Raw genomic sequence first — 12454 nt, 5'->3', positions numbered from 1 at the left:
GGTGCGACCCCCGGGGGTCGCACCGGCCCCTTCGCGTCCGCGTACGGGTATACGGCCGTACGGGTGACACATCTCGCATCCCGGGACGCGGTCCGGGGCAGGCGGAAGACTAGACTCGACTGATCGGCAACGGGGCCGCCCGCGGGAATCGGCTTGTCGGTCCGAGTCGTCACCCCTCCCGGGGAGGCGGCCCGAGAACCGTCGACGACGTGGACGACACGCGCCGAACCGACGCGAACAGGCGGAGAGGCACGTGAGTGCAAGCGAGAGCAAGGAGGCACGGGTGGCGCTGCTGACCCGGATCAGGGGACCGCGCGATCTCGACCGACTCACCCCGGACGAGCTCCGGGAGCTCGCCGCGGAGATCCGCACCTTCCTCATCAGCTCGGTCGCCAGGACCGGCGGCCACCTCGGCCCCAACCTCGGCGTGGTCGAACTGACGATCGCCCTGCACAGGGTGTTCGACTCGCCCGCCGACCGCATCCTGTGGGACACCGGCCACCAGAGCTACGTCCACAAACTGCTCACCGGCCGGCAGGACTTCTCCCGACTGCGTTCCAGCGGCGGCCTCTCCGGCTACCCCTCGCGCACCGAGTCCGAGCACGACCTCATCGAGAACAGCCACGCCTCGACCGTGCTCGGCTGGGCCGACGGCCTGGCCAAGGCCAACCAGTTGCTCGGCCGCGACCAGCACGTCGTCGCCGTCACCGGTGACGGCGCCCTCACCGGAGGCATGGCCTGGGAGGCGATGAACAACATCGCCGCCGCCAAGGACCGCCCGCTGGTCATCGTCGTCAACGACAACGAGCGCTCCTACTCGCCCACCATCGGCGGTCTCGCCAGCCACCTGGCCACCCTGCGCACCACCGACGGCTACGAGCGCTTCCTGACCCGCGGCAAGGAGTTCCTCAACCGCACCCCCGTGGTCGGCAAGCCCCTGCACGACGCCCTGCACGGCGCCAAGAAGGGCCTGAAGGACATCATCGCCCCGCAGGGCATGTTCGAGGACCTCGGCCTGAAGTACGTCGGCCCCATCGACGGCCACGACGTCGAGGCGCTGGAGGCCGCCCTCCAGCGCGCCAAGCGCTTCGGCGGCCCGGTGATCGTCCACTGCATCACCGAGAAGGGCCGCGGCTACCAGCCCGCCCGCGACGACGAGGCCGACCAGTTCCACGCGGTCGGCGTCATCCACCCCGACACCGGCCTGCCGGTGGCCGCCTCCGGCGCCGACTGGACCTCCGTCTTCGGCGAGGAGGTGCTCAAGCTCGGCCGGGAGCGCGAGGACATCGTCGCCATCACCGCCGCCATGCTGCGGCCCGTCGGACTGAAGGGCTTCGCCGACGCCTTCCCCGACCGCGTCTACGACGTGGGCATCGCCGAGCAGCACGGCGCGGTCTCCGCCGCCGGCCTGGCCGCCTCCGGCCTGCACCCGGTCTTCGCCGTCTACGCGACCTTCCTCAACCGCGCCTTCGACCAACTGTTGATGGACGTCGCCCTGCACCGCCTGGGCGTCACCTTCGTACTGGACCGCGCCGGCATCACCGGCCCCGACGGCGCCTCCCACCACGGCATGTGGGACATGTCCATTCTCCAGTGCGTGCCCGGCCTGCGGCTGGCCGCCCCGCGCGACGCCGAGCAGTTGCGCCTCCAACTGCGGGAGGCCGTCGAGGTCGACGACGCCCCCACCGTGGTGCGCTACTCCAAGGGCGCCGTCGGCCCGTCCGTCGCGGCGGTCGGCGCCGAGGGCGGCATGGACGTGCTGCGCGAGCCCGGCACCGACCGCCCCGACGTGCTGCTGGTCTCGGTCGGCGCGCTGGCCCCCAACTGCCTGGAGGCCGCCGAGCTGTTGGAGCAGCAGGGCATCTCCACCACGGTGGTCGACCCGCGCTGGGTGTTGCCGGTGGACGAGGCGCTGCCCGGCCTGGCGGCCCGTCACCGCCTGGTTGTCACCGTCGAGGACAACAGCCGCGCCGGCGGCGTCGGTTCGGCGATCGCCCAGGCGCTGCGGGACGCGGAGGTGGACGTGCCGCTGCGCGACTACGGCATCCCGCGCCGCTTCCTGGACCACGCCTCCCGCAAGGAACTGCTCGAGGAGTTGGGCCTCACCGGGCCCGCCCTCGCCCGGCAGATCACCGGCGTGGTCGCCCGCCTCGACGGCCGTCTCGACCCCGCCGCCGCCGCCCTCGGCAGCGACTGACGGTTTCCCCCGGCCCCGGGCCGGGGAGGCGGTCGCTCCCGCCGACGCGTCCGCACACCCCGCGCCCCCGCCGGAGAACCGGCGGGGGCGCGGCGCGTCCGGACGCCGTCGGTGGAAGCGACCCTCCCGCCGACGGCGAACCCGTCTCCTCGCGGCGCGTCGGCGCCCGCCGGGGCGGATCCCCCTCGCCCCGGCCCGGGACCGGCGTTGTCGGTGTCCCGGCCACGCTTCCGTGCGCGGGGCCGGCTTCCGAGGTGTTCGACTCCGCGGAGTGGTCGCATCCCCGATTTTGTCCGGGGGAGGCGCCGGGGCCCAACCGACGGTCGGCCGCCGCCGATGGCCCGGGGAAGACCCGTCCGAGCCGGCCGCGCCCGCCCACCGGCATCGGCTCACCTCGGTGCGACGTGGATGACGCGCCCCGGATCCGTACGGGGCGGGGGCGGACCCGTGCGAACCGCCGGAACCACGCGAGGGTTCACGGGGCTCGTACGGGGTGGGGCGGATGAGGGGTACGGGGGCGTCGCATCGGGAGGGGCGGGCTGGGTTGTTCCGCTCACCGGGAGCGCCCGGGACGCACGGAGCGGGGGCCGAGGGTCTCGGCGCCCAGGGCCCGTACGCGGTCGCGCAGGGCGCGGTCGGCGGTGACCACCGTGCGGGGGCGGGCCCTTCCGGCCGCCTCGGCGGCGACCAGGGCGACGATCAGGTCGTCCCCGCTGCCCTCCGCCGCCTCCACCCGCACGCCCGGCACCGCCTCCACCCGCCGAGCCGCGCCCTCGACGACCAGCACGACCTCTTCGGCGGCACGGGCGTCACCGCCGCCGCGGTCGTCCGGTTCCCCGGGGGCGGGGGAGAGGACCGAGCCGGCCGCGACCCGCTCGGCGAGGGCGTCCCGCAGGCGCTCGGCGGCGCCGTACCGGTCGCGCCACCAGCCGTCGGGCACCGAACCGACCACGTTGGCGCCGTCGACGATCACCAGGCGGCTCGGACCCTCCGAAGGGCGGCCGTCCCCGTCATCGTCCGGGGGAGTTTCCGGGTCCCGCACGTCGATCTCCCCGTTCCGCTCGTGGCGTGTCCCGCGGGCGCCGTCGGCCGTCCGCCGGGGCGCGGCCCCACGCTACCGGCCGGCGGCCCCGGTCTCCTCTCCCTCCCGTGCCTCCTCCGAACGGTCGTCCGTCCCGGAGTCACCGTCCGGGGCCGGGGCGGCGGCCGGGTCGGTGCCGGGCAGCGGCAGCGCCCGGACCCGCAGCCCGCTCCCGGTCGATCCCAACTCCTTGGCGAAGCGCACCAGTTCGGTGATCGAACCCAGCCCCTTGTCGGTGGTCAGGGCGTCCGAGGCGGCCTCCGCCACCCGGTACAGGGCCGCCGGGCTGCTCAGCACCCCCCGCCGTTCGATCTCCCGGAGCACCGCCAACAGCACCCGCTGCGACGGCTCCAGGCCGTCCGCGGCCGGTTCGCCGAGGGACCGGGCCGCCGCCGTGGCGCCGACGCCGTCCAGGCGGTGCGTGCCGGCCGGCCACTCCCGGCCCGAGGCCGGGTCGCGCAGGTCCACCGGCGTCCGCAGGTCGATCCCCTCCAGGGCGTCCACGAGATCGCCCAGGCGCGCCACGTCCACCTCCAGGTAGTGGTCCATCCGGTCCTCCACCACCTTCTCCACCGCCCGGGCGAGGCAGGCGGGGCCACCGGCGTCGCGGATGTCCGTGAGGTGGGAGTACCCGGCGGCGGGCCACGGCGGGTGCTCCCGCACCGGCGGTCGCGCGCACGTCGGGGTGGGTACCTCCAACTCGCGGGGCACGACGAGGGCCCGGGCCGGGCCGCCCTCCGGCAGCCGCACCACCATCACCGCGTGCCGGGCCGTCCCCTCCGCCGTCCCCTCGGTGCCTCCGTCGGAACCGGCGGTCCGCCCGTCACCGCCGTCGGCCGCCACCACCAACAGCGACCGTCCCGCTTCGGCCTCCGGCTCCGGAGCCCCCTCGGCCCGGGGCTCCCCGGCACGGCCCCCGCCGTCCCCGGGGGCGGCCGGGGGGTCGGGGGGCCCGGGGACGTCCAGCGAGAGGTCCACGCTGCCCAATCCGGCGCCGAGCCGGTGGTGCAGCCACGCCCCGGCGCCTCCCGCCACCACGGCCGCGACCAGGACCCCCGCCGCGATCCGACGCCCGATCGCCGCGCGTCGCCCTCCGACCCGCCGCGACCGCCGCTCCCCGTCCGTCGTCCCGACCCCGTCGACTCCGTGCGTGTCCCGCGCCGCCATCGTCAACTCCCGGCTGGTCGTCCCGTTCCGGTCCGCGCCCATCGGGGGCCCCGTCCGCATCCGTGACGCTAGGACGACGGCCGGGCCCCGGCACGCCGGCGCGGTCCATCGGGGGCATCCGGCCGGGGTCCCGGAACGCGCCGGCGCCCGGTCGCGCCGCCGGGGCGGTGTGACCGGGCGCCGGGAAACGCCGGATCCGGATCGGCCGGAGCGGCCGGATCAGAAGGTGGGCACGCTCGCCTCACCCGTCGGCAGCAGCCGCCGACCCAGCACCCGCTCGGAGACACCCGTGCGGTCCAGGTAGGGGGTGATACCACCCAGGTGGAAGGGCCAGCCCGCGCCGGTGATCAGGCACAGGTCGATGTCCTGCGCCTCGGCCACCACACCCTCGTCGAGCATCAGCCCGATCTCCTCGGCGATGGCGTGCAGCGCCCGCTCGCGGACCTGCTCCTCGGTCAGCACCGTGTCGCCGGTCTCGAAGAGCGCCATCACCTCCGGGTCCAGCTCCGGGGTGCCGGAGTCGTGCCGGTAGAAGGCGCGCTTGCCGGCCTTCACCACCCGGTCCAGGTTCGGGGATACCCCGAACCGCGCCGGGAACGCCTCGTGCAGCGTGCCCGCCACGTGGTGGGCCACCGCCGGGCCGACCAGCTCGAGCAGCTGGATCGGGGACATCGGCAGCCCCAGCGGGGCCAGGGCGCGGTCGGCGGTCTCCGCCGGGGTGCCCTCGTCGATCGCGCCGAGCACCTCGCCCATGAAGCGGGTCAGGATGCGGTTGACCACGAACGCCGGGGCGTCCTTGACCAGCACGGCGGTCTTCTTCAGCTGCTTGGACACGGCGAAGGCCGTCGCCAGGGAGGCGTCGTCGGTCCGCTCGGCCCGCACGATCTCCAGCAGCGGCAGCACGGCCACCGGGTTGAAGAAGTGGAAGCCGACCACGCGCTCGGGGTGCTTGAGCCGCGAGGCCATCTCGGTGACCGAGAGCGAGCTGGTGTTGGTGGCCAGCACGGCGTGCTCGGGCACGACCGCCTCCAGCTCCGCGAACACCTGCTGCTTGACGCCCATCTCCTCGAAGACGGCCTCGATGACGAAGTCGGCGTCGGAGAAGGCGGCGGCCTTGTCCAGCTCGCCGGTCACCAGCGCCTTCAGACGGTTGGAGCCGTCCCGGTCGAGCCGGCCCTTCAGGTGCAGCATGTCGATCTGCTCGTGGACCCAGCCCACACCCTTGTCGACCCGCTCGCGGTCGATGTCGGTGAGCACCACCGGCACCCGCAGCCGGCGGGCGAACAGCAGCGCCAGCTGGGAGGCCATCAGGCCCGCGCCGACGATGCCGACCTTGGTGACCGGCCGGGCCAGCGACTTGTCCGGGGCGCCGACCGGCCGCTTGGCGCGCCGCTGCACCAGGTTGAAGGAGTAGATGCCGCTGCGTAGCTCCTCGCCCATGATGAGGTCGGCCAGCGCCTCGTCCTCGGCGTCGAAGGCGGCCCGCAGGTCGCCGGACTTCGCCTCGGCGATGATGTCCAGCGCCCGGTAGGCGGCCGGGGCGGCACCGTGCACCTTGGAGTCGGCGAACTCCCGACCCCGCCGCACCGCCCGGTCCCAGGCCTCGCCGCGGTCGATCGCCGGCCGCTCGATCGCCAGCTCGCCGCGGAGCACGGCCGAGGTCCAGACCAGCGACTGCTCCAGGAAGTCCGCGGCCTCGAACATCGCGTCCGCGATGCCGAGCTCGTACACCTGCGGGCCCTTGAGCATCCGGTTCTGGTTGAGCGAGTTCTCGATGATCACGCGCACCGCGCGCTCGGCGCCGATCAGGTTCGGCAGCAGCCCGCAGCCGCCCCAGCCCGGCACCAGGCCGAGGAAGACCTCGGGCAGCGCGAAGGCCGGCAGCTGCTCGGCGACGGTCCGGTAGGTGCAGTGCAGACCGACCTCGACGCCGCCGCCCATCGCCGCGCCGTTGTAGTAGGCGAAGGTGGGCACGCCCAGCGAGGAGAGCCGCTTGAACACCTCGTGGCCGCCGCGACCGATGGCCAGCGCCTGCTCACGCTCGCGCAGCAGGGCGACGCCCTTGAGGTCGGCGCCGACGGCGAAGATGAACGGCTTGCCGGTCAGGCCGACACCGACGATCTCACCGCGCCGGGCCTCCTCCTCGACGGTGTCGATCGCCGCGTCGAGGTTGGCCAGCGACTGCGGGCCGAAGGTGGTCGGCTTGGTGTGGTCCAGGCCGTTGTCCAGGGTGATCAGGGCGAACCGCCCCGCCCCCTGCGGCAGGTCCAGGTGACGGACGTGCGCGGAGGTCACGACCTCGTCGGGGAACAGCTCGGCCGCTCCCTTGAGAAGCTCGGCGGTGTTGCTCACTTGCCCTCCCAGTGGGGGTTCTCCCAGATGACGGTCCCGCCCATGCCGAAGCCGACGCACATCGTGGTCAGGCCGTAGCGCACGTGCGGCTGCTCCTCGAACTGCCGGGCCAGCTGGGTCATCAGCCGCACGCCGGAGGAGGCCAGCGGGTGGCCGAAGGCGATCGCGCCGCCGTATCGGTTGACCCGCTGGTCGTCGTCGGCGATGCCGTAGTGGTCCAGCAGGGCCAGCACCTGGACGGCGAAGGCCTCGTTGATCTCCAGCAGACCGATGTCGTCCATCGACAGGCCGGCCTTGGCCAGCGCCTTCTCGGTGGCGGGGACGGGCCCGACGCCCATCACCTCCGGCTCCACGCCCGCGAAGGCGTAGGAGACCAGCCGCATGGCCACCGGCAGGCCCAGCTCACGGGCGACGTCCTCGGCGGCCAGCAACGAGGCGGTCGCGCCGTCGTTGAGGCCCGCCGCGTTGCCGGCGGTGACCCGGCCGTGCGGGCGGAACGGGGTCTTGAGGTTCGCCAGCTGCTCCAGGGTGGTGCCCGGCCGCATCGGCTCGTCGGCGCCGGCCAGGCCCCAACCGGTCTCGCCGACCTCGGGGTTGGTGCGGCGGATGGAGATCGGCACGAGGTCGCGCTGGATCTTCCCGTCCGCGTACGCCTTGGCGGCCCGCTCCTGGCTGCGCACCGCGTACTCGTCGGCGCGCCGCTTGGTCAGGTGCGGGAAGCGGTCGTGCAGGTTCTCGGCGGTCATCCCCATGAACATGGCGGACTCGTCCACCAGCTTCTCGGAGACGAAGCGCGGGTTGGGGTCCACGCCCTCGCCCATCGGGTGGCGGCCCATGTGCTCCACGCCGCCCGCCACGACCACGTCGTAGGCGCCGAAGGCGATCGAACCGGCGGTGGTGGTCACGGCGGTCATCGCGCCCGCGCACATCCGGTCGATGGCGTACCCGGGGACGCTGCTCGGCAGGCCGGCGAGCAGCGCGGCGGTGCGGCCGATGGTCAGGCCCTGGTCGCCGATCTGGGTGGTCGCCGCGATCGCCACCTCGTCGACCCGCTCGGGCGGCAGATCGGGGTTGCGGCGGAGCAGCTCACGGATGCACTTGACGACCAGGTCGTCCGCGCGGGTCTCGTGGTACATGCCCTTGGGGCCCGCTTTTCCGAACGGGGTGCGGACGCCGTCGACGAAGACGACGTCCCTGACGGTACGAGGCACGATGGCTCTCCTCCAGGTGCGGTGCGCGGCATGCGCCGGGGCCCGGCGCGGTCCGGTGGCGCGGCGCCCCGACAGCGTCCCGGGAGCCGCGGTGATCCTCCGGACATTGCAATCCGACACCCATGCTACTAGTCGGTAACCACGAGGCAAGAGGCGGAGTCCCCGGCGGGGCGCGGGTCACACCCGGCGGTGCGCGCCGCAGCCGGGGGGACGGCCCGCGCCAGGGGCTTCGGCGGGCGCCGGGACGCCCGTGGGGAGCACGGGACGGCCGGTGCCCCCGCGCGCACCGGGGCGGCGTGCCGGGGCGGGGGGAGGCCGCCCCGGGCCGTCTCCGGCCGCAGCGCCGGGGACGGCGCCGAACACCGGATCCCGGGGCGGGCGCGGCGACGGCGGCGGGGTGTCCGGCCCGGGCGTCGGCAGGATCCCGGAGGTCCGGCCGTCGAGCGGGTCCGGCCGCCGGGGAGGACTCAGCCGCCCGCCGACAGGGCCCGCACCAGCAACTCGGTCGTCTGCTCGATCTGCCACTCGCGGGCCCCCATCCCGCGCAGCGCCGCGCGGACCTCCTCCTCGCCGCCCTCCGCCGGCGGCTCCCAGCACAGCCGGCGCACGGTGTCGGGGGTCAGCAGGTTCTCCTGCGGCAGGTTCAACTCCTCCGCGCGGGCCGTGATCGAGGTCCGGGCCGCGGTGAGCCGGGCCGCCGCCGCCGGATCCTTCTCCGCCCACGCCCGGGGCGGGGGCGGCCCGTTCGGCTGCCGCCCCGGCTGCGGCAGCTCCGACTCCGGCAGCTCCGCCGCCCGTCCGACCGCGTCCAGCCACTGCTGGAGCCGGCGGCGCCCCATCCGGGGCCCGAAACCGGGAAGCGCCGACAGGGCCCGCAGATCCCGGGGCATCGTCTGCGCCGCCGCCACGATCGCCGCGTCCGAGAGGACCTTGCCCTGCGACAGGTCCCGCTCCCGCGCCATCGCGTCCCGGGTCCACCACAACTCCCGGATCGCCGCCAACTGCCGACGCCTGCGGATCTTGTGCATCCCGGAGGTCCGCCGCCAGGGATCCTGCCGGGGCGGCGCGGGCGGGGCCGCCGCGATCGCCGCGAACTCCTCCATCGCCCACCCCAACTTGTCCTGCTCGCGCAGCTCCTCCTCCAGCGCGTCGCGCAGCTCCACCAGCAACTCCACGTCCAGCGCCGCGTACCGCAGCCAGGGCTCCGGCAGCGGGCGGGTGGACCAGTCGGCGGCCGAGTGCCCCTTCTCGAGGCTGTAGCCGAGGACGGTCTCCACCATCACGCCCAGACCCACCCGGGCGAAACCGGCCAACCGACCGGCCAGCTCGGTGTCGAAGAGCCGCGCCGGCACCATCCCGGCCTCGCGCAGGCACGGCAGGTCCTGACCGGCGGCGTGCAGCACCCACTCCTGCGGGGCCAGCGCCTCACCCAGGGAGGAGAGGTCGGGACAGGCCACCGGATCGATCAGCGCGGTGCCGGCGCCCGCGCGGCGCAACTGGACCAGATAGGCGCGCTGTCCGTAGCGGTAACCGGAGGCGCGTTCGGCGTCCACGGCCACGGGGCCGGAGCCGGCGGCGAACGCCTCGATTCGATCCGCCAGCGCCCCGGCGTCGGCCACCACGGAGGGGACGCCCTCCCGGGGGCTCAGCAGGGGAATCGGCGCCGGGCCGGTAGGGCCTCCCACGGCGGGGGACGGTGGAACGGGCGCGGCGGCGGTCTGCTGGGCTTCGGTCACCTGTCAAGGGTATGACAAGGGTAACTGTGTGCGTACGATGCACAACGTGTTGCCCTCCGCAGTCATCGGGCGCGGTGGTGCGCCGGGTCGGACCGCCCCTCCGGGTGATCGGGGGCGCGCTCCGGGCACTTCGTCGGGTGGGGTCGCCGGGTGGGGAACGGCGGGGCGGGAAGGTCCGCCACCCGGTCGGGAACGTCCGGTGGGCGGCGGGAACCCCGCCGCCCACCGCCGGTGCGTGGGACGCCGACCCGACGTCACCCCGGGCGCGGACGGTTGGATCGGTCGGACGCGCGCGACGCCCGACCGGCCCCCCGGTGGGGCCTCAGTGGATGATGCCGGTGCGCAGCGCGACCGCCACCATCCCGGCCCGGTCACCGGTGCCCAGCTTCCGGGCGATCCGTGCCAGGTGGCTCTTGACCGTCAGGGCGGACAGCCCCATCGAGACGCCGATGGCCTTGTTGGACTGGCCCTCCGCGACCAGGCGCAACACCTCCACCTCGCGGCCCGACAGTTCCCGGTACCCGCCGGAGTGGCCCTGCTGACCCGGCTGGCGCCGGTGCATGCGCAGGGCCGCGGCACCCAGGGGCGCGGCGCCGTGTCGGATGGTGGCGGCCAGGCTGTTGCGGGTGCCGGTGACGACGTAACCCTTCACGCCGCCGGCCAGCGCGGTGCGCACCGCGCCGATGTCGTCGGCGGCCGACAGGGCCAGGCCGTTGGGCCACCCCGCCGACCGGGTCTCGGAGAGCAGGTTCAGGCCCGAGCCGTCGGGCAGGTGGACCTCGGCCACGCAGATGTCGCGTGGGTTGGCGATACGGGGACGGGCCTCCGCGATCGAGGACGCCTCGATCACGTCGCGGACGCCGAGCGCCCACAGGTGGCGGGTCACGGTCGAGCGGACCCGCGGGTCCGCGACGACGACCATGGCCGTCGGCTTGTTCGGGCGGTAGGTGACCAGGCTGGTGGGGTGTTCGAGAAGAACGGACACCGGGCCTCCCGGGGAGTGGGATGGGAACGGAACCGACTCGGGGAGTCGGGTAATCCGGACGTGTCCGGATCGATGGCTCACAGAGTCCTTCGGCAGATTCCCGGGCGGCCTTGAGTAAAAGATCACGAACCGGTGATTTCCGTGACGCGCCCCGGCGCCTGACACCCGTTTCCGTGTTCCCCGGTGCATGATGCCCCTTCACTTCCGGGATGAAGCCGGCGCGATGTCGTGGACACCGACGGGTATCGCGCGCTCCCGGCGTGCCCGCCTGCCCGAGCCCCGGGAGGGCCGCCCCCGGCCCGACACCGGGACGGGGGCGGGACAAGCCGGAATCCCGGGGCATGCGCGAAGCCCGTGCCGCTTTCGGCGGCGTCCCGATCCCGCGCCACATCCCGTTCGGGATCCGGGTCACGAGCGACGCCGCGGTACCGACGGAACGACAACACGACGACACAATGCCAAATCGACAAATCCATGGAGTCGCGCGGCGATTCGGGAAAAGGGCACCGTGTTCCGGAAAACGGTTTTCCGCCCGATCGTGATCATCGAAGGCGTCGTGAACGCGCGTCGCGAACGCACGCCGGAGATGATCATGGATGGACGCGGGATGGGGGCGGAAAGGGTCGGGAGAATTCGTGCCCGTTCCGGAGAGCCGGCCGGGGGACGACGGATCGGCCGGCTTTCCGGCCCGGACCGCGCATCCCCGGACCGCCCCGTGTCGGGTGCGGCGACGCCCCGGGGCGTCGTCCCGACGTGCGGCATCGGCCCGGGGCACGGAGCCGGCGCCGGGCGGGGTGGATGGCAGGTGGGGCCCGGCGGGAAGACGTCCGGGGGCACCGGGTCGGTCGTGACGGTCGACGGGGAACGACGGAAACGGGGGAGGAGACGGAAACGGGGGAGGGGACGGCGTCAGCGCCCGGACCGGGGCCCCCGCCGCCTCGGCAGAGCCGTCACGCCGGCCATCCCGCCGGGCTCCGGCGGCAACCCCGCGCACTGCGCCAACACGGCGCACCACGCCAGCAGGTGCTCCGCGGGCTCCCAGGAGTCCGCAGGGGACCACGACGCCCGTAGTTCGATCTCGACCCGGGGACTGCGATCGGCCAGCCCTCCGAAGAAGTACGAGCCCGACCGGGTCACGGTGCCGCTGGGTTCCTCGCTCCCGGGCGCCCTGGCCTCCAACGCCTCCAACAGCCAGGACCAGGCCACCTCCGGCAGCAGGGGGTCCGTGGCCAGCTCCGGTTCCAACTCCGCCCGGGTCAGTGTCACCACCCGGAACGGGCCGTTCCATCCCTCCTGGCCGGCCGGGTCGTGCAGCAGCACGAAGCGGCCGTCGGCCACCTCGTGGTCCTCCTCCGGCGTACCCGGCTCGGTCGGCAGCAACACCGACGCGGCCATCGCGTGCGCGAACGGGGCGGGGCGCCGCGGCGGCGGCATCGTGGAGAGTCGCACCTCCCGCCGCGGTCGGGCGGCCTCCAACGCGGCCACCGCGCCGCGGAAAGCCGTCGGCCCCCCGGGGTCGGGGTCGTTCATAGGATCGTGCCCCTCCGCAATACGTGGTCGCGCGGCTGCCATGGCCGGTAACCCTATGCTTGCGGGCGCCGGTGAGCCGGTAGCCGCACCCGCGTGGCGTGTGGCCGATCCCGAACGTGGGAGACTGCGGGGTGTGAGCGAGCGCAGCGAGAGCCCCCCCCCCCCCCCCCCCCCCCCCCCCCCCCCCCCGGGCCC

Annotated in this window: 8 protein-coding genes; 1 reads left to right on the top strand and 7 read right to left on the bottom strand. The window is 74.5% G+C overall.

Annotated features, from left to right (window positions below):
- Positions 1 to 283 precede the first annotated feature (283 nt).
- Positions 284 to 2197 (top strand): 1-deoxy-D-xylulose-5-phosphate synthase, encoded by a 1914-nt coding sequence (gene dxs / locus LZF96_RS26020; protein WP_233877277.1) that lies wholly within the window; start codon positions 284 to 286, stop codon positions 2195 to 2197.
- A gap of 553 nt (positions 2198 to 2750) precedes the next feature.
- Here dxs and LZF96_RS26015 read toward each other — a convergent pair.
- The 7 genes from LZF96_RS26015 to LZF96_RS25980 all read right to left on the bottom strand — a co-directional run bounded on the left by LZF96_RS26015 (position 2751) and on the right by LZF96_RS25980 (position 12301).
- Positions 2751 to 3173, bottom strand: a complete 423-nt coding sequence (locus LZF96_RS26015; RefSeq protein WP_233877275.1) for an NYN domain-containing protein — start codon at positions 3171 to 3173, stop codon at positions 2751 to 2753.
- A 138-nt stretch (positions 3174 to 3311) separates the two neighbouring features.
- Positions 3312 to 4487, bottom strand: a complete 1176-nt coding sequence (locus LZF96_RS26010; protein WP_233877271.1) for an LCP family protein — start codon at positions 4485 to 4487, stop codon at positions 3312 to 3314.
- 177 nt (positions 4488 to 4664) lie between these two features.
- Positions 4665 to 6797 carry a 3-hydroxyacyl-CoA dehydrogenase NAD-binding domain-containing protein gene (locus LZF96_RS26005; protein WP_233877269.1) on the bottom strand — a complete coding sequence of 711 codons (2133 nt, stop codon included), beginning with the start codon at positions 6795 to 6797 and terminating at the stop codon, positions 4665 to 4667.
- Entirely contained in the window at positions 6794 to 8008 is a 1215-nt protein-coding gene (locus LZF96_RS26000; RefSeq protein ID WP_233877267.1) for an acetyl-CoA C-acyltransferase, read from the bottom strand. Before LZF96_RS26000 ends, LZF96_RS26005 begins: the two co-directional genes overlap by 4 nt.
- 467 nt (positions 8009 to 8475) lie before the next feature.
- A complete protein-coding gene (locus LZF96_RS25990) occupies positions 8476 to 9744 on the bottom strand; it encodes a ribonuclease D (RefSeq protein ID WP_374203336.1) in 1269 nt (422 codons plus the stop codon).
- A 322-nt stretch (positions 9745 to 10066) separates the two neighbouring features.
- Positions 10067 to 10729 (bottom strand): response regulator transcription factor, encoded by a 663-nt coding sequence (locus LZF96_RS25985; RefSeq protein WP_182666854.1) that lies wholly within the window; start codon positions 10727 to 10729, stop codon positions 10067 to 10069.
- A 909-nt stretch (positions 10730 to 11638) separates the two neighbouring features.
- Positions 11639 to 12301, bottom strand: coding sequence for a DUF3000 domain-containing protein (locus LZF96_RS25980; RefSeq protein WP_374203335.1), 663 nt, complete (start codon positions 12299 to 12301; stop codon positions 11639 to 11641).
- Between the last annotated feature and the right edge of the window lie 153 nt (positions 12302 to 12454).

Source organism: Streptomyces sp. ST2-7A, from assembly GCF_021390475.1.
GTDB lineage: Bacteria > Actinomycetota > Actinomycetes > Streptomycetales > Streptomycetaceae > Streptomyces.
The sequence above is the reverse complement of the archived record's forward strand: the minus strand, read 5'-3'. Positions and strand labels throughout refer to the sequence as shown.

What these genes read in the sequence shown, in the direction of transcription:
- LZF96_RS26010 (WP_233877271.1), bottom strand. Translation starts at nt 4,487, where the DNA reads ATGGGCGCGGACCGGAACGGGACGACCAGCCGGGAGTTGACGATGGCG.
- LZF96_RS25980 (WP_374203335.1), bottom strand. Translation starts at nt 12,301, where the DNA reads ATGGCAGCCGCGCGACCACGTATTGCGGAGGGGCACGATCCTATGAAC.